Source organism: Pseudomonas oryzihabitans (genome assembly GCF_024652905.1).
In the GTDB taxonomy this organism is placed as follows: domain Bacteria; phylum Pseudomonadota; class Gammaproteobacteria; order Pseudomonadales; family Pseudomonadaceae; genus Chryseomonas; species Chryseomonas benzopyrenica.
Genome location: NZ_CP102428.1, coordinates 1,957,601 through 1,981,695, shown reverse-complemented (window position 1 = coordinate 1,981,695; position 24,095 = coordinate 1,957,601). Strand labels below are relative to the sequence as shown.

At 62.8% G+C, this 24,095-nt stretch carries 20 protein-coding genes and 1 tRNA gene; 9 read left to right on the top strand and 12 right to left on the bottom strand.

The window, feature by feature from the left end:
- Position 1: 1 nt before the first annotated feature.
- The 5 genes from NRG74_RS09250 to NRG74_RS09230 all read right to left on the bottom strand — a co-directional run bounded on the left by NRG74_RS09250 (position 2) and on the right by NRG74_RS09230 (position 5,597).
- Positions 2 to 703, bottom strand: coding sequence for a CoA transferase subunit A (locus NRG74_RS09250; protein WP_257706342.1), 702 nt, complete (start codon positions 701 to 703; stop codon positions 2 to 4).
- 19 nt (positions 704 to 722) lie between these two features.
- Positions 723 to 1,475, bottom strand: coding sequence for a 3-hydroxybutyrate dehydrogenase (locus NRG74_RS09245; protein ID WP_017641835.1), 753 nt, complete (start codon positions 1,473 to 1,475; stop codon positions 723 to 725).
- Positions 1,476 to 1,485: 10 nt separating this feature from the next.
- Positions 1,486 to 2,880 (bottom strand): GntP family permease, encoded by a 1,395-nt coding sequence (locus NRG74_RS09240; RefSeq protein WP_017641834.1) that lies wholly within the window; start codon positions 2,878 to 2,880, stop codon positions 1,486 to 1,488.
- A 360-nt stretch (positions 2,881 to 3,240) separates the two neighbouring features.
- Positions 3,241 to 4,683 (bottom strand): sigma-54 interaction domain-containing protein, encoded by a 1,443-nt coding sequence (locus NRG74_RS09235; RefSeq protein WP_257706341.1) that lies wholly within the window; start codon positions 4,681 to 4,683, stop codon positions 3,241 to 3,243.
- A complete protein-coding gene (locus tag NRG74_RS09230; protein WP_257706340.1) occupies positions 4,680 to 5,597 on the bottom strand; it encodes a 3-hydroxyacyl-CoA dehydrogenase family protein in 918 nt (305 codons plus the stop codon). Before NRG74_RS09230 ends, NRG74_RS09235 begins: the two co-directional genes overlap by 4 nt.
- A 197-nt stretch (positions 5,598 to 5,794) precedes the next feature.
- On the opposite strand from NRG74_RS09230, the gene codB reads away from it, so the two are divergent.
- Both codB and codA read left to right on the top strand, forming a co-directional pair.
- Positions 5,795 to 7,054: a cytosine permease gene (codB, locus tag NRG74_RS09225; RefSeq protein WP_437181171.1), complete on the top strand. Its 1,260-nt coding sequence runs from the start codon at positions 5,795 to 5,797 to the stop codon at positions 7,052 to 7,054.
- 11 nt (positions 7,055 to 7,065) lie between these two features.
- A complete protein-coding gene (codA, locus tag NRG74_RS09220; RefSeq protein ID WP_257706339.1) occupies positions 7,066 to 8,307 on the top strand; it encodes a cytosine deaminase in 1,242 nt (413 codons plus the stop codon).
- A gap of 743 nt (positions 8,308 to 9,050) precedes the next feature.
- Here the strand turns inward: codA and NRG74_RS09215 are convergent.
- The 4 genes from NRG74_RS09215 to NRG74_RS09200 form a co-directional block, all read right to left on the bottom strand.
- Positions 9,051 to 9,536 carry a GNAT family N-acetyltransferase gene (locus NRG74_RS09215; RefSeq protein ID WP_064308013.1) on the bottom strand — a complete coding sequence of 162 codons (486 nt, stop codon included), beginning with the start codon at positions 9,534 to 9,536 and terminating at the stop codon, positions 9,051 to 9,053.
- A 35-nt stretch (positions 9,537 to 9,571) separates the two neighbouring features.
- The gene (locus NRG74_RS09210; RefSeq protein WP_257706338.1) at positions 9,572 to 11,674 is read right to left on the bottom strand and encodes an ATP-binding protein; all 2,103 of its coding nucleotides are present in this window, start codon (positions 11,672 to 11,674) and stop codon (positions 9,572 to 9,574) included.
- The gene (locus NRG74_RS09205; RefSeq protein ID WP_064308015.1) at positions 11,671 to 13,164 is read right to left on the bottom strand and encodes an ATPase domain-containing protein; all 1,494 of its coding nucleotides are present in this window, start codon (positions 13,162 to 13,164) and stop codon (positions 11,671 to 11,673) included. Before NRG74_RS09205 ends, NRG74_RS09210 begins: the two co-directional genes overlap by 4 nt.
- Before the next feature lie 261 nt (positions 13,165 to 13,425).
- Positions 13,426 to 15,039 (bottom strand): hybrid sensor histidine kinase/response regulator, encoded by a 1,614-nt coding sequence (locus tag NRG74_RS09200; protein WP_026083928.1) that lies wholly within the window; start codon positions 15,037 to 15,039, stop codon positions 13,426 to 13,428.
- A gap of 235 nt (positions 15,040 to 15,274) precedes the next feature.
- Here NRG74_RS09200 and NRG74_RS09195 point away from each other — a divergent pair, with 235 nt between their 5' ends.
- The 6 genes from NRG74_RS09195 to herA all read left to right on the top strand — a co-directional run bounded on the left by NRG74_RS09195 (position 15,275) and on the right by herA (position 21,353).
- Complete coding sequence (locus tag NRG74_RS09195; protein WP_082900412.1) at positions 15,275 to 15,661, top strand: response regulator; 387 nt, start codon at positions 15,275 to 15,277, stop codon at positions 15,659 to 15,661.
- Between the two features lie 206 nt (positions 15,662 to 15,867).
- Positions 15,868 to 16,356 (top strand): hypothetical protein, encoded by a 489-nt coding sequence (locus NRG74_RS09190; RefSeq protein ID WP_184291064.1) that lies wholly within the window; start codon positions 15,868 to 15,870, stop codon positions 16,354 to 16,356.
- 105 nt (positions 16,357 to 16,461) lie between these two features.
- Positions 16,462 to 17,082 (top strand): LysE family translocator, encoded by a 621-nt coding sequence (locus NRG74_RS09185; RefSeq protein WP_257706337.1) that lies wholly within the window; start codon positions 16,462 to 16,464, stop codon positions 17,080 to 17,082.
- A 283-nt stretch (positions 17,083 to 17,365) separates the two neighbouring features.
- Positions 17,366 to 18,313 carry a hypothetical protein gene (locus NRG74_RS09180; RefSeq protein WP_257706336.1) on the top strand — a complete coding sequence of 316 codons (948 nt, stop codon included), beginning with the start codon at positions 17,366 to 17,368 and terminating at the stop codon, positions 18,311 to 18,313.
- Positions 18,314 to 18,345: 32 nt separating this feature from the next.
- On the top strand, positions 18,346 to 19,617 hold the full coding sequence (locus NRG74_RS09175; RefSeq protein WP_257706335.1) for an SIR2 family anti-phage-associated protein: 1,272 nt from the start codon (positions 18,346 to 18,348) through the stop codon (positions 19,615 to 19,617).
- A complete protein-coding gene (gene herA, locus NRG74_RS09170; protein ID WP_257706334.1) occupies positions 19,614 to 21,353 on the top strand; it encodes an anti-phage-associated helicase HerA in 1,740 nt (579 codons plus the stop codon). Before NRG74_RS09175 ends, herA begins: the two co-directional genes overlap by 4 nt.
- Positions 21,354 to 22,133: 780 nt before the next feature.
- Here the strand turns inward: herA and NRG74_RS09165 are convergent.
- The 3 genes from NRG74_RS09165 to mobA all read right to left on the bottom strand — a co-directional run bounded on the left by NRG74_RS09165 (position 22,134) and on the right by mobA (position 23,336).
- A tRNA-Pro gene (locus NRG74_RS09165) sits at positions 22,134 to 22,210 on the bottom strand.
- A gap of 76 nt (positions 22,211 to 22,286) precedes the next feature.
- Positions 22,287 to 22,508: a YgdI/YgdR family lipoprotein gene (locus tag NRG74_RS09160; RefSeq protein WP_064308028.1), complete on the bottom strand. Its 222-nt coding sequence runs from the start codon at positions 22,506 to 22,508 to the stop codon at positions 22,287 to 22,289.
- A 246-nt stretch (positions 22,509 to 22,754) separates the two neighbouring features.
- The gene (gene mobA, locus NRG74_RS09155) at positions 22,755 to 23,336 is read right to left on the bottom strand and encodes a molybdenum cofactor guanylyltransferase MobA (RefSeq protein WP_257706333.1); all 582 of its coding nucleotides are present in this window, start codon (positions 23,334 to 23,336) and stop codon (positions 22,755 to 22,757) included.
- A 203-nt stretch (positions 23,337 to 23,539) separates the two neighbouring features.
- On the opposite strand from mobA, the gene NRG74_RS09150 reads away from it, so the two are divergent.
- Positions 23,540 to 24,031 (top strand): hypothetical protein, encoded by a 492-nt coding sequence (locus tag NRG74_RS09150; RefSeq protein WP_017641818.1) that lies wholly within the window; start codon positions 23,540 to 23,542, stop codon positions 24,029 to 24,031.
- Positions 24,032 to 24,095: the final 64 nt, after the last annotated feature.

Below are 24,095 nucleotides of genomic sequence, written 5' to 3'. Positions count from 1 at the left end.
CTTACTTCTCCTCGCTCAGGGTGCGTTTCTCGATGCGTTTCTCAGGGCTTGCGTTGACCACCAGGCGCTGCACGAAGATGCCGGGCAGGTGGATCTGGTCGGGGTCCAGCTCACCGACTTCCACCAGCTCTTCCACCTCGGCCACGCAGACGCGACCGGCCATGGCGCACAGCGGATTGAAGTTGCGCGCGGTCTTGTTGAAGACCAGGTTGCCGGCCTTGTCGGCGCGCAGCGCCTTGACCAGGGCCACGTCGGCGGTCAGCGCCAGTTCCATGACATGGGGCTGGCCATTGAAGTCGCGCACCTCCTTGCCGTCGGCCACCAGGGTGCCGTAGCCGGTGCGGGTATAGAACGCCGGGATGCCGGCGCCACCGGCGCGCAGTTTCTCGGCCAGGGTGCCCTGGGGCGTGAATTCCAGTTCCAGCTCGCCGGCCAGGTACTGGCGCTCGAATTCCTTGTTCTCGCCCACGTAGGAGGAAATCATCTTGCGGATCTGCCGGGTCTCCAGCAGTTGGCCGAGGCCGAAGCCATCGACTCCGGCGTTGTTGCTGATGGCGGTCAGCTCGCGGGCGCCGGTGTCACGCAGCGCGGCGATCAGCGCCTCGGGAATGCCGCAGAGGCCGAAGCCGCCTACGGCCAGGGTGATGCCGTCGCTGACCAGCCCGTCGAGGGCGGCCGCGGCGTTGGGGTAGAGCTTGTTCATGGCAGAGATCCTCTTGTCGTTATTGGGCGGTCCAGCCGCCGTCCATGGTCCAGGCGGCGCCGCGCACCTGGGCGGCGGCGTCGCTGCACAGGAACAGCGCCAGCTCGCCCAGCTGGTCGGTGGTGACGAATTCCTGCGAGGGCTGCTTCTCGCTGAGCAGGTCGCGACGGGCCTGGTCCGGATCGCTGCCACGGCTGTCCAGCTGCTGCTGGATCAGCGGGGTGAGCACGAAACCCGGGCAGAGCGCGTTGCAGGTGATGCCGGTGCGAGCGGTCTCCAGGGCCGTGACCTTGGTCAGGCCCACCACACCATGCTTGGCGGCCACGTAGGCCGCCTTGCCAGTGGAAGCCACCAGGCCGTGCACCGAGGAGATGTTGACGATGCGTCCCCAATCGCGTTCGCGCATGCTCGGCAGCGCCAGGCGAGTGGTGTGGAAGACGGCCGAGAGATTGAGGGCGATCACCGCGTCCCAGCGCTCCACCGGAAAGTCTTCCAGCGGCGCAACGTGCTGGATGCCGGCGTTGTTGACCAGGATGTCCACGCCGCCGAAGTCGCGTTTGGCGTAGGCGAAGAGGTCTTCGATCTCCTCCGGCCTGGACAGGTCGGCCCCGTGGAAACCTGAGTGGCCGGGGAGGCTGGCCTGGGCCGCAGCGGGATCGCCGAAGCCGTTGAGGATGAGGGTGGCGCCAGCGGCGGCCAGGCGCTGGGCGATGCCCAGGCCGATGCCGCTGGTGGAGCCGGTGACCAGGGCGGTCTTGCCGGTAAGGTCCATGGTTGTCTCCTTAGACGAGGCCGGTCAGGTAGTAGAGGGCGATGACGAAGAACACCGCCACGGTCTTGATCAGGGTGATCTTGAACACGCCGCCATAGGCTTCGCGGTGGGTCAGGCCGGTCACCGCCAGCAGGGTGATCACCGCGCCGTTGTGCGGCAGGGTGTCCATGCCACCACTGGCCATGGCCGCCACCCGGTGCAGCACCTCCAGCGGGATGCCCGCGGCATTGGCGGCGGCGATGAAGGTGTCGCTCATGGCGGCCAGGGCGATGCTCATGCCACCGGAGGCCGAGCCGGTGATGCCGGCCAGCAGGGTCACGCTCACCGCCTCGTTGATCAGCGGATCGGGGATGGCCTTGAGGCCCTGGGCGAAGAGCACGAAGCCGGGCAGGGCGGCGATCACCGCGCCGAAACCGTATTCGGACGCCGTGTTCATCCCGGCTAGCAGGGCGCCGGAGACGGCGGTCTTGCTGCCCTCGGCCAACCGCCCGCGGATGGCGCCGAAACCCGTGGCCAGCACCAGCAGGATGCCCGCCAGCAGCGCGCCTTCCACCGCCCAGATGCCGGTCAGCTTGGCCACCTCCTGGGTCACTGGCTTGGCCATGCCCGGCAGCGCCAGGTTATGGGTGGCGCCGTACCAATCGGGAATCCAGCGGGTCAGCAGCAGGTTGAGCACGCCCACCAGCACCAGCGGTGCCAGGGCCAGCCAGGGATTGGGCAGCGGCAGGTCGGCGGCGGTCTCGGGTTCGTTGCGCAGCGGCACGCTGGCATAGCCTTCGCCACTGTTGCGGGCCTTGCGGCGGGCGCTGCCGAGGTAGGTAAGGCCCACCGCGATGACGAACAGCGACCCGGCCAGGCCCAGCCAGGGCGCGGCCCAGGCGGTGGTCTGGAAGAAGCTGGTGGGGATGATGTTCTGGATCTGCGGGGTGCCGGGCAGGGCATCCATGGTGAAGGAGAAGGCGCCCAGGGCGATGGTGGCCGGGATCAGTCGCTTGGGGATGTCGCTCTGGCGAAACATCTCGGCGGCGAAGGGATAGACGGCGAAGACCACCACGAACAGCGACACGCCGCCATAGGTCAGCAGGGCGCAGACCGCGACGATCACCGGGATGGCCCGTTCGCGACCGAGCAGGCGGATGGCCGCAGCGACGATGGCGCGGGAAAAGCCCGACAGCTCGATCAACTTGCCGAACAGGGCGCCCAGCATGAACACCGGGAAGTAGAGTTTGAGAAAGCCCACCATCTTGTCCATGAATACCCCGGTGAAGGCGGGCGCCACGGCGGAGGGATCGGTGAGCAACACGGCGCCGAGGGCGGCGAGGGGGGCGAAGAGGATGACACTGAAACCCCGGTAGGCGGCGAACATCAGCAGCGCCAGGGCAGCGAGTGCGATCAGGACACTCATGGCTTCTCCTAGAGCTTCGCATGAGGCGAAGCGGTTCTTGTTGTTATAGGGCGATACAGGGATCGCCCGAATACAGGAGCCAGAACCGTGCCAGCTTTATAAGCTATTGTTTTGCATGAATTTTTATTTCGATCTTCGCCAGCTAGCGGTAAATTGTCTCAAAAGCTGGACCCCGTAGGTTGGGTTGAGCGAAGCGAAGCTCAACATCAGCCCATGGCCTTTCATATTGGGCTTCGACGATAGAGCCGTCTCAACCCAACCTACGGTCGTGACCTGTAGGAGCGGCCCATGGCCGCGATTGACGATCCATCGCGGCCACGGGCCGCGCCTACAAGCTATGTCTCTATATATGGACATATCTCATATTCGAGACATCAACCCTAGCGCCACCAGCTTCTTGTACAGCGTAGACCGCCCCAGACCCAGACGCCGGGCGGCCTCGTCCACCTTGCCGCCGCAGGCGGCCAGGGTGTCCTGCAACAGCTCGCGGTCGAAGCGCTGGCGGGCTTCGGCATAGGTTTCGCCGCTCGGGCCAGGGAGGGATTGACCTGCTGTGGCAGGTGCGGGGGCCCCATCCAGCGCCGCGGCCAGTGCCCTGGCGTCCAGCTGGCTGTCGTCACCTAAGAGCACCGCGCGCTCCAGCACGTTGCGCAACTCGCGCACGTTGCCGGGCCAGGGTTGGCGCTGCAGCAGCGCCAGGCCATCGGCGGTGAGTTCAGGGGTGGGCTGTCCGCCCACCTGGGGCAGACTGTCGAGGATGGCCTCGGCCAGCACCGCCAGGTCGTCCAGGCGCTCACGCAGGGGCGGGATGCGGATCGGCAGCACGTTGAGGCGGTAATAGAGATCGGCGCGAAAGCGTCCTTCAGCCACGGCCGCCTCCAGGTCACGCGAGGTAGCAGCGATCATTCGCACGTCGCAGGCCAGTACCTCGTTGGAGCCCAGTGGCTCGTACTCCTTTTCCTGCAGCACCCTTAGCAACTTGGCCTGCAAGGCCAGGGGCATGTCGCCGATCTCGTCGAGAAACAGGGTGCCGCCCTGGGCGATCTGCAACTTGCCTGGACGTGCCCGGCGTTCGGCGCCGGTAAAGGCACCCGGCGCGGTGCCGAAGAATTCCGCTTCCAGCAAGCCTTCCGGGATGGCGGCAGCATTGATGCTGACGAAGGGTCGCCCTGCGCGTGGCGAGGCGCCGTGGATGGCGTGGGCCAGCAGCTCCTTGCCGGTACCGGTCTCGCCCAGCAGCAGCACTGCGGCCTCGCTGGCGGCAGCGCGCCGGGCGCGGCGCTTGACCTCCAGGCTGGCCGGGCCGCTGCCGACGAAGTGGCCGAAGCCGTACTTGGCGGTGCGCGCATGCTGCAGCGAGCGCCGAGTGGTGGCCAGCTCTTCCTGGATGCGCAGGTAGCGGGTCACCAGCGGCGCCAGTTGCTGCAACTGGTCGAACAGGGCGAAGCCGATGGCGCCGATCAGTTCGCCCTCGTCGGTATGGATCGGCAGGCGCATCACCACCAGCGGTCCGTTGCGGGTCTCCAGCATGTCCAGCAGGATCGGCTGGCCATTGCGCGCCACCTCGCGCAAGAGGCTGTGGGGAATGATCTGCTCCACCGGCTGGCCGATGGCGGCGGCGGCATCCGGCAGGCCGAAGTGCTGGGCGTATCTCTGGTTGATCCAGACGATGCGCGCCTCGCGGTCGACGATTACCGTGCCGTTGCTGGTCTGCTCGATGATCTCGAACAGCGAGCGGATCGCCCGCTGGCGGATGTCGGCGTAGTCTTCCAGCCCGGGCAGACCCGGCGGGGTGCGGCTCATGGCTTCAGCGCATGGCGCAGCTGGTGCAGGCGCCGCTGGACGATGCGCTCGCGCCGCGCGGCGTCCCACTCATGGAAGCCGTGGCCGCTGCGCAGGCCGGTACGGCCGGCGGCCACCTGGTCTTCCAGCAGCTGCAGCGGGGCCTCGTCCCGCGCCAGGGTCGGCCAGAGATGCCGGGCGATGTCGCGAAAGGTATCCAGGCCACCCATGTCCGCCGCTTCCAGCGGACCGACCATGGCATAGCGCCGACCGAGGGAGGCACGCATCACCCGGTCCACCGTCTCGGCGTCCGCCGCGCCGCTCTGTACGATGTGCAGGGCTTCGCGCAGCAGGGCGAATTGCAGTCGATTGCCGACGAAGCCGGGAATGGCGCGCTGCAGGACCACGGCCTCCAGGTCGGCGGCTTCCAGCAGTTGGCGCACGGCCTCCAGGTGAGCGGGCAGGGTGGCCGTGCCGGGCACCAGCTCCACCAGGGGAATGAAGTGCGGCGGATTCCAGAAGTGGGCGATCAGCAGGCGTTCGGGATGGCGCAGGTGCGCGGCCAGTTCGTCCGGTGGCAGGCCGCTGGTGTTGCTGGCGATCAGGGCGTCGGGGCGCAGCACGGCTTCGAGCTGGGCATAGAGCTGGTGCTTGAGCTCCAGGCGCTCGGGCACGGCTTCGAACAGCAGGTCGCAGTCGGCGAGATCGGCAAGCTCGGTCGTCGTCGTGAGGCGGGCGACGACCGCCTCGGTGTCCACGGCGATGTCGGCTTCTTCCAGCTCGGCGAGCAGGGTACGCGCGGTGGCGGCCACCTCGGCGAGACGGGCGGGGTCGACATCCTGCAGGCGCACGGCATGGCCGTGGCGGGCGAGATGCACGGCGATGCCGATGCCCATGAGACCGGAACCCAGGACGGCGAGGCGTGGCGTGGTCATGATCTTTTCCTTGTGAGACGGCCGCGGCAACCGTCTCACACTTGACCGCCCCCGGCCAAGGCACAGGGGCGCTCCCTTGCACCAAAGGTGGGCCCCAGCTGCGGACCTGCGGCTCCGCCACGGCTCTGCCACGCCGCTCGACGATGCCTGGCACGGGCACTGCTAAGGACAAGCACGCCCATCCCCAGGAGATCGCCATGAGCAACGCTGGCAACGACTACCCCCTGAGCGAAGTCCCGCCCGAGGCCCGCAAGGGCTTGGCCTCCCTGGCCATGGTGCTGCTGGGCTTCACCTTCTTTACCGCCACCATGTTCGCCGGCGGCAAGCTGGGAGTGGCCTTCGGTTTCGCCGACCTGCTGCTGGTGATCGCCCTCGGCAACCTGCTGCTGGGTCTCTATGCCGCCGCCCTCGGCCATATCGCCTGTCGCAGCGGCCTCAACTCGGTGCTGATGGGGCGCTTCGCCTTCGGCGAGCGCGGCAGCAAGCTGTGCGACCTCATCCTCGGCTTCACCCAGATCGGCTGGTACGCCTGGGGTACGGCCACCGCCGCCGTGGTGCTGGGCAAGTACTTCGGCCTGGAGCAGGGCGCGGTGCTGGCGCTGATGGCGGTATTCGGCCTGGGCTTCTGCGCCACTGCCTACATCGGCTATCGCGGCCTGGAGATCCTTTCCTGGATCGCCGTGCCGGCCATGGCGCTGCTGCTGATCCTGTCCATGAGCGTGACCACCGCCAAGGCCGGCGGCCTGGCCGGCCTGCTGGCGATCCAACCCAGCAGCAGCCTGGACCTGTCCACCGCCATCACCCTGGTATTCGGCACCTTCGTCAGCGGTGCCACCCAGGCCACCAACTGGACGCGCTTCGCCCGCTCCACGCGAGTGGCGGTGCTGGCCAGCCTGATCGGCTTCTTCCTCGGCAACGGCCTGATGGTGCTGATCGGCGCCTATGGCGCCATCGTCTACCAGCAGCCCGACGTGGTGGAGGTGCTGATGCTGCAGGGCTTCGCCACCGCCGCCCTGGCCATGCTGCTGCTCAACATCTGGAGCACCCAGGACAACACCATCTACAACTTCGCCGTGGCCGGCTGCAACCTGGTGCGTACCGATCGCCGCAAGACCGTGACCCTGGCCGGCGCCCTGATCGGCACCGCCCTGGCCGTGCTGGGCATGTACGACCTGCTGGTGCCCTATCTGGTGCTGCTCGGCACGGTGATCCCGCCCATCGGCGGGGTGATCGTCGCCGACTTCTGGCTGCGCCATCGCGGGCGCTATCCCTTGCTCGCCGAGGCCTGCCTGCCGCACTACAACTGGCCGGGCCTGGCCGCCTATGGCCTGGGCACCATCGCCGCCTTCGGCTCACCCTGGGTCGCACCGCTGGTGGGTATCGGGGTGGCGGCACTGGCCTATGGCGTGTTCAATGGACTGACTCGGGGGCGTACTACTGCTCCTGCCTCGCTCTAGGGAGATCCACCATGCGCATCCTCAACGCCCGCCTGCGTGACCGCGAAGGCCTGTACGACATCCGCCTCGAAGGCGGGCGCATCGCCGCCATCGCCGAGCAGTTGATGCCCCCCGCGGTGGGGCCGGACGACATCGACGCCGCTGGCAACCTGGTGGTGCCGCCATTCGTCGAGCCGCACATCCACCTCGATGCCACCCTGACCGCCGGCGAGCCGCGCTGGAACATGAGCGGCACCCTGTTCGAAGGCATCGAATGCTGGGGCGAGCGCAAGGCCACCATCACCCGGGAAGACACCAAGACCCGCGCCACGCGCACCATCCGCGCCCTGGCCGCCCACGGCATCCAGCACGTGCGCACCCATGTCGACGTCACCGATCCGTCCCTGGCCGCGCTCAAGGCCATGCTGGAGGTGCGCGAGGAAACCGCCCACCTGATCGATCTGCAGATCGTCGCCTTTCCCCAGGAGGGCATCGAATCCTTCAAGAACGGCCGCGAGCTGATGGAGGAGTCGATTCGCCTGGGCGCCGATGTGGTCGGCGGCATTCCGCACTTCGAGTACACCCGCGACCAGGGCGTAAGCTCGGTGAAATTCCTCATGGACCTGGCCGAGCGTACTGGTTGCCTGGTGGACGTCCATTGCGACGAGACCGACGATCCGCATTCGCGCTTTCTGGAGGTGCTGGCCGAAGAGGCGCGCAGCCGCGGCATGGGCGCACGGGTCACCGCCAGCCATACCACCGCCATGGGCTCCTACGACAACGCCTACTGCGCCAAGCTGTTTCGCCTACTGACCCATGCCGGCATCAACTTCATTTCCTGCCCGACCGAGAGCATCCACCTGCAGGGCCGCTTCGACAGCTTTCCCAAGCGCCGCGGCGTGACCCGGGTCAACGAGCTGCTGGAGGCCGGCCTCAACGTCTGCTTCGCCCAGGATTCCATCGTCGATCCCTGGTATCCGCTGGGCAACGGCAACATCCTGCGGGTGCTGGAGGCGGGGCTGCACATCTGCCACATGCTCGGCTATCGCAACCTGCAGTCGGCGCTGGATCTGGTCACGGTGAACAGTGCCAAGGCACTGTGCCTGGGCGACCGCTATGGCCTGGAGGAGGGGCGCCCCGCCAATCTGCTGGTGCTGTCCGCCGAGAGCGACTACGAGATGGTCCGCAGCCAGGGCCTGCCGCTGTATTCTATCCGCCACGGCAAGGTGCTGATGCAACGCCGCCCGGCGCAGGTGGAGTTGGCGGATCTGTAATAGGTGTTGATCAGGGCGGTCCGGCTTGTACCGGTCGCTTGCGATTTTTCAGGAATGGCAAAGATCTGATTCTCACTCGGACAACCCCCTCTCCCTCTGGGAGAGGGCTGGGGTGAGGGCGCCCCCCTGCCGAAGCCCCCAGCGGAAAAGGCTGCGCCGTTTCCACGCGCCGGCTGATACGGATCGCGGCCATGGGCCGCTCCTACGAGGAGCCAGGGTGTCGGAGCGGACCGCCAACGCCGCGATCACGGTAGGTTGAGCTGAGACGGCTCTACCGTCGAAGCCCAACAAATCCGGCGCCGGGGCAACAGCTGTTGGGCTTTGCTACGCTCAACCCAACCTATGGCGGTCCAGCTATCGTGACCATGTCATGGCCGCGATCACCGTAGGTTGAGCTGAGACGGCTCTACCGTCGAAGCCCAACATCACACGCCCGAAGCATCGCTCGTTGGGCTTCGCTGCGCTCAGCCCAACCTACGGCGGTCCATCTATCGTGACCATGGCCGCGATCAGCGTAGGTTTGGCTGAGACGGCTCTATCGTCGAAGCCCAACAAATCCGGCGCCAGGGCAACAGCTATTGGGCTTCGCTGCGCTCAACCCAACCTACGGCGGTCCATCTATCGTGACCATGCCGCGATCACCGTAGGTTGGGTTGAGACGGCTCTACCGTCGAAGCCCAACAAATCCGGCGCCGGGACAAGAGCTGTTGGGCTTCACTGCGCTCAGCCCAACCTACGAAAGCCTATCGCCCGCTTTCGGCGAAATCCCGCAGCGCGGCGCCATCCAGGCGATAGCGTACCCATTCGCTCTGGGCCTGGGCGCCCAGGCTTTCGTAGAAGTCGATGGCGGGGGCGTTCCAGTCCAGCACGCTCCATTCCAGGCGACCGCAATCGTTGGCCACCGCCTCGCGGGCCAGCTCGCGCAGCAGGCCCTTGCCCAGGCCGGTGCCGCGGGCGCTGGGGCTCACATAGAGGTCTTCCAGGTAGATGCCGTTGCGGCCCAACCAGGTGGAATAGCTGTAGAAATACACGGCATAGCCCACCACCACACCTTCCTGCTCGGCGACCAGGGCGCGGGTCGGGGTGTCGGCGGCGAATAGCGTGGCCTCGATCTGGGCCGGGCTGGCCAGGACCTCGTGGATGGCCTTTTCGTAGTCGGCCAACTCGACGATCAATGCATGGATGCGGGCGGCGTCGGTGCGGCGGGCGGGGCGGATCTGGGTGGTCATGGGTGCCTTGGTCAGTTCGTGGGGCAGCGGCGACCTCAGGAGGGCACCACGGCCCGATTGGCGGACCCGGACAGCATGGCGGCGACCTGCGCGGCCAACCGGTCCAGGGTGAAGGGCTTGGTCATCAATTCCATGTTACCACCCAGGAAGCTGGTCCTACTGAGCGCGCCCTCGGCGTAGCCGGTGAGGAACAGCACCGGCAGCCGCGGTCTGAGCTGCTGGATCACCTCCGCCAGCTGGCGACCATTGAGGCCCGGCAGGCCCACATCGGTCACCAGCAGATCCAGCCGCGGGATCTGCTCCAGCAGATGCAACGCGGCCTTGCCTTCGGCCGCGCTCCAGACGCGATAACCCAGGGCTTCCAGCGCCTCCTGGTTGACCAGCCGCACCGCATCGTCGTCCTCCACCAGGAGGATGGTCTCGCCAGCGCCCTGGACGAATTCGGCCGGCTCGATCCGCTTGGGTTCGCGGCGCTGCTCGGCCGCCGGCAGGCAGACGCAAACCCGCGTCCCCGTCGTGTCGCTGGCGATGGTCAGGCGGCCGTTGCTCTGCCGGGCGAAGCCATAGACCATCGACAGACCCAGCCCCGTGCCCTGGCCCTGGGGCTTGGTGGTGAAGAAGGGTTCGAGCACCTTGCCGAGCAGGCGCTCGGGGATGCCGGTCCCGGTGTCCCGGACCTCAAGGCAGACGTAGTCGCCCAGGGCCAGCGCATCATCCCCGCTACCCGGCTCGGTGACCGTCAGCGGATAGGTCTCCAGGGTGATGACACCGCCGTGCGGCATGGCATCGCGGGCATTGATCACCAGGTTGAGCAGGGCATTCTCCAGCTGGTTGGCATCCGCCAGGATCCAGGGCAGGTCATCGGCCAGCGCCAGGGTCACCGAGATCTGCTCGCTCACCGTGCGTTGCAGCAGGTCCTGCAGCGCCAGGATCAGGTCATTGGCGGACATTGGCCGGGATTCCAGCGATTGCCGCCGGGAAAAGGCCAGCAGCCGCTGGGTCAGCGCCGCCGCCCGGTGCGCCGAATGCTGAGCGGCTTCCATGTAGCGCTCAAGCCCCGCCAGCTGGCCCTTGTTCTTGATCTTCATCAGATCCAGCGCGCCCAGCACCCCGGTTAGCATGTTGTTGAAGTCATGGGCGATGCCGCCGGTGAGCTGGCCGACCGCTTCCATCTTCAGTGACTGGCGCAACTGCTCCTCGGCGCGACTGCGCTCGACGGTCTCCCGTTGCAGCTCGCTGAGGGTGTGGGCCAGGGTCCGGGTGCGTTCCTCGACCTGGAATTCCAGTTCTTCGTTGAAGCGGCGCAAGGCCAGTTCGGCGCGCTTTTCGTCGCTGATGTCGGCGATCACCGTGGTCGCCCCGATGATCCGCTGGGTGGCGTCGTGCAGGGGCACCGCGCTTACCCGCAACCAGGATTCCTCGCCGGTCGCGGTGGTGTGATAGAAATCCTGGCCCTTGACCCGTTCGCCAGCCAGGGCGCGGGCACCCGGAAAGCGCTCGGGCGGCAAGAGGCGTCCACTGTCGTCGAGCGCGGTCCAGCGTGTGGCTTCCTCGGGTTGCTGGGAGGGGATGCGCTGACCGGGCACATGCTGCTCATAGAAGGGATTGCTGACCAGGGTGCGGCCTTCGCTGTCCATGAAGCACACGCCGACCGGCAGGTTCTCCAGCAGTGTCTGCATGCGCTCGCGTTCCTGGGCGAGTTCGGCGAGGCGGTCGCGCATCTCGAACTGGCGCAGGCGCGAACGCCAGGCCGCGGCCACGCTGCTCAGCAGCGAGGCACCGCTCAGCGGGCGCTCCAGGATGACCAGGTTGGTGGTCGCCGCCGGCAGCTGCCGACGCAGGAGGTCATTGCCGCGGCCCGAGCGCTTGGCGTCGGAGGCCAGCAGCACCAGCGGGATATCCGACCAGGTCGGTTGCCGCTCCAGCGCCTCTGCCAGCGCCTGCAGGTCCTGGCGCAGGGCCTCTTCGGTGAACACGATGATGCCCGTCTCGTCGCCCAGCGCGGCGGCGACCTCGTCGAGGCTGGCCAGGTAACGCGTGTGGTAGCCCTGGGTGAAGAGGCGCTGCAGACTGGCCGCGTCACCCCGCAACGGGGCGCAGATGATCAGCTCACAGGCCGGCGTCGTGGTCTCGGTCAATCGCGCTCTTCCATCAGGGGTTGCTTGGCACCGAAGTATTCCGGGGTCCCGGTCAGCACGCCGCGGAAGTCCACCAGGGGCTGGCCCACGCGGATGCCCCGGGTGTCGATGCGCAATTCCCGAATCGCATCCTCATGGCCACCCCCGCGATGCTTGAGGATGGAGATGGCCTTGCGCAGGCGTCCCTGGGCCTCGAAGAAGCGAATCAGCACCACGGTGTCGGCGATATAGGAGATGTCCAGGCTGGAGGTCATCGAGCCGACCAGGCCGTGCTGGGGGTTGATGAGAAAGGTCACGACCCCGGACTGGCTCAGATAGGAGAGCAATTCGTGCAGCTGCAGGATCAACTGCTGTTCCTGGGGCATGGCGGCGAGGTAGCCGTTGAGGCTGTCCAGCACCAGCATCCGGCAGTTGTCCTCCTCGACGTCTCGCCGCACGCGCCAGGCGAATTCACCGGGAGACAGCTCGGCGGGATCGATCTGGTGAACCACCAGCAGGCCTTCCTCGATATAGCGCAGCAGTGGCATCCCCATGCTTTCCGCACGCTTGAGCAGGGTGCCGATGCGCTCGTCGAATTCATAGAGGGCGCACCTCTCGCCGCGGGCGCAGGCGGCCATCACGTACTGCAGGGCCAGGGTCGTCTTGCCGGTGCCGGCCGGCCCGGTGATCAGGGTGCTGGTGCCACGCAAGGGCCCGCCGTGCAACAGGGCATCCATGTCGGCGATGCTGCTGGGTACCGGCTCGCCGGCGAAATCCTGGTAGCGCCCCGCGGCGATCATCCGCGGATAGACCTCCAGGCCGCCATGGCGGATGGTGAAGTCGTGATAGCCGGCGACGAAGTCCCGGCCGCGCAGCTTCTGGATCTGCAGGCGGCGACGAGCGGCGCCGAAGTCCAGGGTCAGGCGTTCCAGGGTCAACACGCCGTGGCAGAGGCTGTGCAGATGATTGTCCCGCTCGCCGCCGCTGGTGGTCAGGTCATCTACCAACAGGACGGTGAGGCCGCGGCCGGCGAAGAATTGCTTGAGCGCCAGCACCTGGCGTCGATAGCGCAGCGGGTCCTGGGCCAGCAGGCGCATCTCCGACAGGCTGTCGAACACCAGTCGGCTTGGCTTGAGCTCATCCACCCGGGTCTGGATCAACTCGATGGTATCGCCCAATTCGGATTCCCAGGGGTGCAGGATGGTCTGCTCCTGCGCGCCGCCCAGCACCGCATCGGCAGCCGACAGTTCGAACAGGTGCATGCCTTCCAGGCTCCAGCCGTGGGATTCGGCGACGCTCTGCAACTCCTCGCTGGTTTCCGACAGGGTGATGTACAGCACCGACTCGCCTCGACGCACCCCCTCGAAGAGAAATTGCAGGCCCAGGGTGGTCTTGCCCGACCCCGGGGTGCCTTCCAGCAAATAGAGCCGGTCCTTGGGCAAACCGCCGCGTAACACCTGATCCAGACCGGCATTGCCTGTCGCGATAATTGACTGGCTGGGAGAACTCATGGATGACCGGACCTCGTGGTGGCGGAAGCGAAAAACACAGGATATACGCGGCCCAGCCTGCGCCCCGAGCGGACTCGACAGGGCGGCGGCAAGGTGCAGGCAGTGACGGCAGCACGCCGAAAGACCTCGGCGGGAGAGGGTGACGGCAAGACCCGCACCTTGTTAATGGTCAGTCTAATGCTGTCGCCGGCGCCAGGCCACTGTGACAGGCGGTCACCCGGCCATACCGATACGTCGGTACCGGCTGGCGCGGCGCGATGCTTAGGCGATCCCGTTCGGGCCATCCAGTACCCGGCGGATCTTGCGCGCCAGATCGTTGGGGATATAGGGCTTGGAGATCACATCGAATTCCGAACCGCCGATGTCGGTGCGCTCCAGGGAGTTCTCGGCATAGCCGGTGGTGAGTAGCACCTTGATCTCCGGATGCAGGCGTTTCACCTCCCGCGCCAGCATCACGCCGTTCATGCCGCCCGGCATGATCAGATCGGTGAAGAGCAGATCGAAGGGCTGTTCGGTCTCCCGCAGCACGCGCAGGGCCTCGCTGGCGTTGAAGGCGATCTGCGCCGTATAGCCATAGTCTTCCAGCACCAGCTTGGCCAATTCGGCGACGTCCGGGCGGTCTTCCACCACCAGGATGCGTTCGGTGCCATTACGGCGCTCCGAGCGCTGCTCGCCCTGCTGATGGGTGATGTGGCTGTCGTCCACCGGGAAGTACAGGCGCAGGGTGGTGCCGACGTCCTCTTCCGAATAGATGCGCACCGTGCCGCCGGATTGCTTGGCGAAGCCATAGACCATCGACAGACCCAGCCCCGAGCCCTTGCCTTCCTCCTTGGTGGTGAAGAAGGGATCCATCACCCGGTCCCGGATGCTGGCTGGCATGCCGTGGCCGTTGTCGGTGATCGCCAGGCTGACGTAACGGCCCGGCATGAGGCCGTCGTAGGACATGTTGGCCAGTTCGCGCACCTCGACGTTGCGCGTCTCGATGCCCAGGCTGGGTTGCGCTCGATCCGCCAGGGCGTCTCGCGCATTGATCAAGATATTGAGCAGCGCCACCTCGGCCTGGGTCGGATCGATGCGGCAATTCCACAGGTTCGGATCCAGCTGGGTGCGGATCTCCACATCGCCCAGGGTCCGCTCGGCCAGTTCGTGGGAGGAGCGAATCAGGTTGTTCAGATTCAGCACCCGGCCTTCGAGCTTCTGCTTGCGCGAGAAGGCCAGCAATTGCTGGGTGAGGGTGCTGGCGCGTTCGGCTGCGGACTTGGCATGGGTCGCGCTGCGAACGATGCGCTCCTGGTCGAAGCTGGGCTTTTCCGCGGTGCGCTGGATGATGTCGATATAGCCCATCATCACCTGCAGCAGGTTGTTGAAGTCGTGGGCGATACCGCCGGTGAGCTGGCCGAGGGCCTCCATCTTCTGCGCCTGGCGCAGGGCATCCTCGGCGTCGCGACGGCGGCTGACGTCCAGCTGGGACGCGAAGTAGTAGGTCAGCTCGCCCGCTTCGTTGTACACCGGCGAGACGAACAGCGCATTCCAGAAGGTCGAGCCATCCTTGCGGTAATTGATGATCTCCACCGAGACCTCGCGCTCCTGCTCCACCGCCTCGCGAACCTGGGCGACCACCGAGCGATCCGTCTCCGGCCCCTGCAGGAACCGGCAATTGCGCCCCAGCAGCTCGTCCACCTGGTAGCCGGTCATCTCGGTGAAGGCATTGTTGGCGAAGAGGATCGGATTGTCCGGCTGGTTGGGATCGGTGATCAGCATCGGCATCCGCGTCGTTTCCACCGCGGCGAAGAAGATGTTCTTGCCCTCGTGCGAAACATCGCTCGTCGCTGAATTATCGACCCGCGCCTTGCGGGGTGGGTGCTGTCGGCTCACGGGGGGCGGAATCCTTGCGCAGGCAAAATGGGGCGGTATGGTCCTCAGACAGCCAAGCGGCGAAAAAACTTCACTGGCGCGTCGTCCGAGGCCGTCTGGCATCCTCCTTTGCTGGGCTGAAAGCCAGGCGCGGCGCGGCTTTGGCGGCAATTTGCCAGTGTACCGCTCACCTCTCTCAGGTGACCGTTAGGTAAGTTTGCGGAGAACCTCTCCGGCATCCGATGTCTGAGCTGCCATGAAGCCGAGAAGCCTTGATATACAAAGACAAATTCTTGTTCTGGAAGACGATCCGGGGCAGCGCGAGCTGCTGACCGAAATCCTGACCGAACAGGGACTGGACGTCGTGGCGGTGGCTTCCAGCGACGAGGCCCTGGCGCACATGGACGCCCGCGGCAGCGATACCAAGCTGGTCATCGCCGACGTCAACGTGCCAGGCATGCTGGACGGCCTGGCCTTCGCCCAGCTGGCCGCCGTCAGTTGGCCCACGGTGCCCTTCATCATCATCTCCGGCTACATCGACCAGGACCTCGCCATCCTGCCGCGTCGCGCGGCCTTCCTGCCCAAGCCCTGGAGTGTCGCCGACCTCAGCCAGCTGGTCGAAAACCTGCTGCCGCGCCGCTAGCGCCCCCTGCCTGCCGACTTCCCAATCGCCCTTGACCCACATCAGTGATCCCACCGTTGGTGCCTGGAAAGAAGACGTTCGTCGGCACGACTACGGCGGCACTGGCCAAATGATATGACGTCCGTCGGCAAGCCCCTTTGGCAGGGAACCAAATACGCCGAACGCTATCAATGTGCCATCTATTCCCGACTGGCAAGGAGCGCTTCATGGACGCAGTCATCACCCAGATTTCTCAGATCACCGATTGGGAATTTCTCATCGCGCTAGAGCGCAGCCTGGAAAGCCGCGGTCGCCTCGACCTGGCGGCCAGAGACGCCCTCGAACGCCAAGGCAATCTGCTCTCCCGTCGTTATCTGCTGCAGAAGGGCAAGCTTGGCAACGGTCCCTTCAGCCCGGTGGAAAACGAGGTTCTCGACGTTCTGGCCACGGCCACGGCCGCCCTGCGCCGCAGTCGTCGTCTGCCCCACAACATCGTCAAGAGCCTGCGCGCCGGTGGCCTGATCGAAGCCGTCGAGCGCAACGTCTGCCACGCCGGCGCCCTGCAATGCCGTACCGACTTCGAAGCCGACGGCATTCCCCGTGGCACCCTGGAGCGCATCGTCGATCGCCACCCCCAGGCCTTCGAACTGGAAGCCCGCCGCGCCGCCGCCCGCTACATCGCCGACCAGGAACCGGCCTTCCGCGCCGCCGGCTGAGCCTCGTCATGGCCGCCTGCGGGCGGCCTCGCGATACAGGGGCAGGCTGATCGCTGTCCTGGCGCGTGCTACCGTTGCGAGCCACACGCCGCAACAGGTCCCGCCATGCTCCTCGCCGACAACCTGCTGGCCTTCACCCTGGCCGCCTCCCTGCTCACCATCACCCCTGGCCTGGATACCGCCCTGATCCTGCGCACCGCCGCGGTCGAAGGCCGCGCTCAGGCCTGGCGCGCGGCCCTGGGGATCAATGCCGGCTGCCTGCTCTGGGGCGCCGCCGTGGCCTTTGGCCTGGGCGCGTTGCTGGCGGTCTCGGAACTGGCCTATACGCTGCTCAAGTACTGCGGCGCCGCCTACCTCTGCTGGCTTGGCCTCAACCTGTTGCTGCGCCCCCGTACCGCCCTCGCACCCACGACAGGCGAGGGCGGTACGGCCTCCAACTGGTTTCTCAAGGGCCTGCTCGGCAATGTCCTCAATCCCAAGATCGGCATCTTCTATGTGTCCTTCCTGCCCCAGTTCATCCCCCAGGGCCAACCCCTGATCGCCTGGACCTTCGGCCTGGTCGCCATCCATGTACTGCTGAGCCTGCTCTGGTCCCTGACCCTGATCGGCGCCGCCCGCACCCTGGGCGAGACCCTGCGCAACGCCGCGGTGATCCGCTGGTTGGATCGGGTGACGGGCGTGGTCTTTCTGCTGTTCGCGGCGAAGCTGGCGTTGAGTCGGCGGTAGGGGGAGGGTGGCGCTGCTTTGGGGCGCTAAAGAAAAATCCCGGAAACGACGAGGCCCGCACTAGGCGGGCCTTGGGGGAACCCTTGCGGATCATATTGGTCGAGCGACTACGTCCAAAAATATCGCTGTAATGCCCGTGTTTTAAGGGTTTTTTGATAACTCTATTCGCTCGCATACAAGCTGGCATACACGGCATTTCCCATCCCGTTTGCGTTGTAGCATTTTTGCCACTAGCTTTAGGAGGTTCACCTAGTGGAAAGTAATTCCTGACAAGGATGGTCTTATGAGCGAGTCCAGTATCAAGCCCGCTGTTATAACAGCAATTATTACCTGTATCGCGACAATTGCAGCTGGTGTTGCTACTTATTGGCTAACGACGAAAGAGCCAGAGTTGGCTTATACAGTATCTGGCGGGCCCTCTTTAGAAGGAGCTTCATCGTCAAAAAGGATTTTCCTAATTGATGTGCAAAACTCTGGCAAAAAAGAAATAGCGCAAACTTATGTTCGGATCGGTATGCCAGGAGCCGATTTTGCGGAGGTCCAGGTCGAGGCATCGCCAGGCGTGAAGCTGAAAAAAGAAAGCGAGCAGGGGTTTACTGCGCTTTACGCTGACTTGCTTAATCCAGGTGAGAGGGTAAAGGTTTCTTTTCTAGCATCAATGGGATCTGTTAGAGGAGAGCCGCAGATCATTGTTAGAGCTCCTGGTGTAACGGCTACAAATCTATCAGCGGCTAGCTCTAGCTCGCTTTTGTTTAAAAACGATTCGATCGACTATGTTTTTTATGCTATGGGTTTTGCTGCTCTGCTGTCGAGCTTCCTAATTCGCTATCGAAATTCCCGGCACCTTGGTGGAACATCTGGGGTTAGTTTGGAGAACAACGAGTTGTGCGCATTTATATGCGATTCCTCCGGTCTTTCAACAGAGGCGCGTGCGGTCAGGTTCTCCGGTGCTGAATTGTCCTACAGAGGCTTTGCAGATTATCTTGCTTCCGAATGTTCTAAGGTTCCGGAAGAAGATCAATACAAATACTTGCTTGCATTGAAGTCCATGCTGTACGTGTCGCCGTTGTCTGGTGCATCCCGGAAGTCTATTGAAAATTGGATTCGGGATATTTCCAAAGGCGCTGTTAGTGATGACGAATTCATCCAGATTAAAAAAGATTCATTTGCTGAGGGTGAAGATCCAGCAGCCTGGCGTGAAAAGATTGCAAAAATATGTCAGAAATCCTAGATATTAATTGCTAAGTTGTATGTGGAGAAGGAATGCCTATTATAGCTATTCGCGGCAATGTAATCATAACTGACGAGCTGGAGCTAAAAGCATATCTGGCAGCGATGCTGCGATTGGAAAACGCAGGTCTTCTGCTTGGAGCAGGGGCGTCCGTGCCTTGTGGTGGGATGACTATGGCATCTGTTTGGGATCGATTTGTAGATGAATTCGAGGTTCATGCAAATTGGCTGAAAGCATTTGGATTCGTTGACAATGACGCAACTTCAACAGACAACAGAAAGATGCCTAATATGGAAAGGCTTCTCGATAGTCTAGAAGTTGCTGTTATAGAATGGGACAGGCAGTGTGTAATTAACGGTCCTAATCCAATAGATATTGATGAAGTTGTAGCTGCCGAAAATCTAGCTGATTTAAAAGATGCTCGCAAAAGCCTATACCGGCTAGTGGTTGAAGCTGCTTTGCTGGAAAATTCTTGGTGGGAATCACCAGCAGGCGTTGAAAGCGATGACGTGGCCTTGCTTAATCATCGTACGATTTTGCAGAAACTTGTTTCAGCTCGTCAGCCTGCTCAGCCTTCGCCGTGGGTGTTTACAACTAACTATGATCTGGCTATCGAATGGGCGGCAGAGTCAATTGATCTCCAGGTGATCAATGGTTTTCTTGGTACTCATTCTAGAAGGTTTTCTCCTCACAGCTTTGACATGGGGTTTAGAAATGTCCAGGCGCGTGGAGAGGCTAGATTTGGTGTGTTTAATATATATCTTGCAAAACTTCACGGATCTATGGCGTGGTGTGCGCAAGGTGGTGAGATTTTTGAAATTCCTGCGGTTTTGGCTCGCGATGAAATTCAGGCTTTTCTTGAAGATGATGACATTCAAGATCTTGGGCTTATGGTTATGCCCCGTGCTGCCAAGTATTTTGACACCGTTGGTTATGTCCTGGGTGAGATGTTTAGGCGGTTTGCAGAGTTTATGGCTAAGCCACAAGCTGCCTTGATAGTTTGTGGGTATAGCTTCGGAGATGAGCATATAAACAGGCTGATTAGGTCTGCTCTACTAAATCCTACCCTTCAGGTGATGATCTATTTCCCAGGCTTTGATGGCAATGCGACCTCTCAAGCACTACCCAAAGCTCTTAGAAAGATTCTGTCGCTAAGTAATCCTAGAGTTACCGTGGTGGGTGGTGGCAATGGCGCCTATGTAGATGCGTTAGCCAGCCAACTACCTGATCCAGCAATTTATGATGAAAACCTTCAGCGTTTGACAAAAGCGTTGAAAGATCAACTGCGTGAGGTTGCTCCGTGAACGGTCGTATGCCGATTGGCTACGTCGTACGCGTTGATGGCGTCGAAGTAACCCTAAATTTGCTGGACCTTCACAAAGGTCATCTTACATCCCACCAGTACGGAATATCTGGAGTTACAGAGGTTGGCAGCTTGCTGCTTGTGCCCTACGCAAGTAATTCGCTAGTCCTTAAGGTCATGTCTTTAAGCTTCGATGAACCTAGGGAAGCGCATCGTTATGGTATCGGTACAAATGCACAGCATAATGATCCGTTGAGGAATATAAAATGCGTAGTTGTTGGACGCTTGGAGAGAGCTTCCGGTGAGTTAAGTTTTTTTAACGAATGCGTTGCGACTCCCGCTCTGGGTGTCGAAGTATTCCCGCTTGTTTTAGATGAGCTTCAATCGGTGTTGTGTGGAAATCAACAGCCTGGTCCGAAAGTTTGCTTGGGAAGAGATTTGCGTGGTGGCGGTGATTTGAGTATCGGAATAACCGACCTGGTTGCAAGGCATGTGGCTGTATTAGGAAGCTCTGGTCAGGGAAAAAGCTGCTTTACTGCAGCAATTTTGCAGCAGCTTGTAAGATTGCCGCGATCGCGAATAGTGATTTTCGATTTAAATGGTGAGTATACAAATGCCTTTGATTTAGAGGGATTACCTGTTGGCGCTGTGAAAAAGACTGCCATGGGTGGGGGCGAGCCAGGTTCATTTAAAATTCCGTACTATGCCTTGGGTCGACATGGGTTGCATCGCCTTCTAGTTCCGAGCGAAAAAACTCAGCGCCCGGCTTTGACATTTGCATTAGAGAATTTGCACAAGGTTAGATGGTTTCCTACCCAAGCAGGGGCAGGCCTAGTTGAAGATCAGAACGCTACTCTTTTTAGTGATTGCAGGCCCATCGGCGCGGATATCGCGCATACCAAGATCAATGCAATAAGATCAGGTGCGGCGCGAGACGCCCTTTGCTGGCCTCATATGAACGCTTTGGCTTCGCTCGTTGCCGAGAGCCACGGTATTCAGCCTGTTAGGGGAGGGGGGCAGGAACGTAATGCATTTGCCTACTCCAACATTTCTCCCCTTATAACTCGAATAAACCGGCTGGTTGAGGATCCGATGTTCTGTGAGGTGGTTGACGTTCATGGTAGTGAAGCGGATGGGCGACCGCTTAACTGGTCGCAGGAATCAAAGGCGCTTGTGGGTGAGCTTTTTGGTACTCACGAAAGCACTTGGCGAATCCATGTAATTGATTTTCGAAGATTACCTCAAGATCTTTCGCCTTTTGTATTAGGTTCCCTTTTGGAGCTTTATGCTTATGAGCTGTTTGAACGAGGTCAGGATGAGAAAATCCCTACTTTGTTGGTTTTGGAGGAGGCGCACCACTACATGCGTCCTACGGGATCCGTAGAAGACAATATGGGGGCTTCTCTAGCTTATGAGCGGCTTGCAAAGGAAGGTCGGAAATTTGGGTTGGCGCTATGGCTTAGTACTCAGCGCCCATCTGAAATATCGCCTACTGTTCTTTCTCAGTGCAACAATTGGGTCGTGTTTAGGTTGACATCTGAAAAGGATATTGCGGCTGTTTCGGCGGCTTCAGAGTGGTCTGACCGAAGAGAACTGAAGCGTATTACTGGGCTTCCCCGGCGCACGGCGATGATCTTCGGCGGTAGCGTCTCAATGCCTAGCATGATCGTATCGCCAGAAGCGATTCCGAGGCCTAATTCAAGCGATGCTGACTTTGACAGCTGGATTGATGGCTAGTGTTGGCATGGAGATCCGCTTGCGCTAGCTGCAAGGTTTCGCAGGCAATCTGGAGTCATTCAAACCTTTTGGCGCACCAGTACTACCGCGTCACTAGGCTTGATGCAGGGGTGCAGAAAAAGCGACATGTTTAGCCCGCAGGCGTGGCGGGGTGACGACGGCGCGCGCCGGGTGCAGAGCCCTCCGGCGCGGCCCCTGGCGGCCAAGGTGTAGGACCGGTTGCCCGGACACCTCCATGCCGCCCGCCTTTGGCCTTTCGCTGGCCAGGGTGCGGTGATCGGTGCAGTCAGTCGGTTCCGCAGCCTGTGACGCTCCTGCCGCTATGCATTCAGCAGGCCGACCCCTCTGATCTAGGCAGACTCCCTGCAAGGCGCGTAGCGCGTCGACGTGACCCTCGGCGGCCGGACACGCAAAGGCCGCCCGTAGGTGGCCTGTCGCTGGCTAGGAAGAGTAGGCGCTGCGCTGCTGGCCTTGCTGCTCGAGCAGCGCCTGGGCCCCGGCCCGCTGGAGGTTCAGCGCGAGGACGCTTGTTGCCCGGCCGGTCAGCTCGTAGGTCGTGAGGTCAAGCACAAGCAAGGTCTGCTCGGGCGGATCCACGTCGGCTGGCGCGGCGGCTGCCGTCGTTTCGTCGAGCAGTATGGCAGGACAGGTTCTAGGCGTTCCCGGTCGCAAACCGTCGATTCAGGAGAGCGGAGCTGGGCGATCCAAGCGGACAACCAAACCCCAGAAACAACAAAGCCCGCACTAGGCGGGCCTTGGGGTGATCCTGGCGGATCAGATTGGTCGGAGCGACTGGATTCGAACCAGCGACCTTCTCGTCCCGAACGAGACGCGCTACCAAGCTGCGCTACGCTCCGTAATGGATGGCGCGCATTCTACCTAAAACTCATGCAAGCACAAGGGGTTAGGTAAAAAAATCGCGCCGGGCAGGAATCAGAGCTCCTTGATGGTGCGAACCTGGTCCTTGTTGATGCGGGTCGGCTTGCCGTCGAGCTGCTTGAAGGTATAGAAGCCCGAGTCGTCATCGTACTTCGGCGTGTCGGTGGCCTGGATCTCGCGGCCATCGTTGAGGGTGATGACGCTGGGCGTGGAGCAGCCGGCGAGCAGGGTGCTGGCGACGACCAACAGGGCGGCGGGGAACAGGTGCTTGTTCATGTGACGGTCTCCTTTCTTGGCAACCAAGCGGCCTTAGGACCGCTGGCGCGGGGTCAAGTTCGTCCGGGAACCGGTGAGTCACACCCTCTGGCTCGATGGGTCGCTAGGTTCTGTACGAAAAGTGCCTGCGCTCGGTGATGCTTCGTTGAAAAAGGCTTCGGAATGCTCATTTACCGCTCGTAAACTCCGCTTCCTCAGCCTTTTTCGCCTCGCCTGACCTTCGCTCGTCGACTTTTCGTACAGAACCTAGGGTCGGATCGCGCTTTCCAGGGCTGTGGGATCGTTGAAGTTGGCCAGGCGGATATCGTCTTCGGCGAAATCCACCGCGGTCAGGCCCAGCGGCAGCAGGGCCCCACGCGGACTGCGCTCGCCGCCTGCCCAGGCCTGACGTAGCGCCGGCAGCAGGCGCCGGGGTAGGGCGCTGAACAGCGGTTGCCAGTAGCCGCCCTGGCGCGCCATCACCGGGCCGTCGCTCGCCTGGGCCGCGGTCAGCAGCTGCCGGGCGAGGGCGGCATCGATACGGGGCGCATCGCAGGGCAGCAGCAGCACCCAGTCATGCCGCGCCACGGCGAGGCCGGCGAGGATGCCGGCCAGGGGGCCGGGAAAGTCCGGCTGGTCATCGGCCACTAGTTGGTCGGCCCATTGAGCATAGCGCGGCGCGTTGCGGTTGCAGGAGATCACCAGGTCATCGGTCAGCGTTCGCACCGCCGCCTGCACCTGGGCCACCAGCGGCTGGCCCTGCCATTCCACCAGGCCCTTGTCGCGCCCGCCCATGCGTTGGCCGCGCCCGCCGGCAAGGATCAGGATGGAAGCGGGCAGGAGGGACATGCAAAAGACCTCGAGTGTCAGGACGTGGGAAGCGGGCGTCCATCCTAGCCCGGTTTAAGCCCTGGCTGCCGGCTCTGGCGGGGTTTGTTCGGGCAGCAGCCCTGGGCTAGACTCGGGCGTGCCCTGCAAAGGGGCGTACTAGACACCTTTGATCCTCTCCGCCTGGTGGAGGGGAGTCCCTGCCCAGAAGGAGTTTGGAAACGATGAAGACGATGCTGCTTTCCGCCCTGGCCCTGGCGGCCTTGCCCGCCTTTGGCGCGGGCGGTGGCGAACCGCCCTCGATCAAGGTCACCTTCGGCAAGCCGACCATCCGGCAGAAGCTGTTCTACGAAAAGCTCTACGAGAAGAAGCCCTATCCCGACGCCACCCTCTATTACTACAGCAATGGCGTCTACAAGATCATCTCGCCGGGCGAGGAGCACTATGGCGTCTACGTGGTGCATGGCCAACTGACCGACGATAAGTACCAGGTGGATTTCATCTCGCTGCCGTCTGCGGACTGGGGTGGCAAGACGGCCCGGCACTTCCTCACCTTCGATCGTAAGGCCGGCACCTTCACCCAGCAGGCGACCTGGGAAGAGGATCCGGACATCGCGCCGCAATATGGTCGCTTCAGCCAGGACGCCAACGATATCGCCGATCCGCGCCCCATCAAGTGGGACAGCCACGCCGAGGGCGAACAACGCCAGCGCTAGCCATGGCCGGTCGCGCCCCTGCGGGTTGAAGGGGCGTCGGCTTTTCCTCTAGGCTGTCACTATG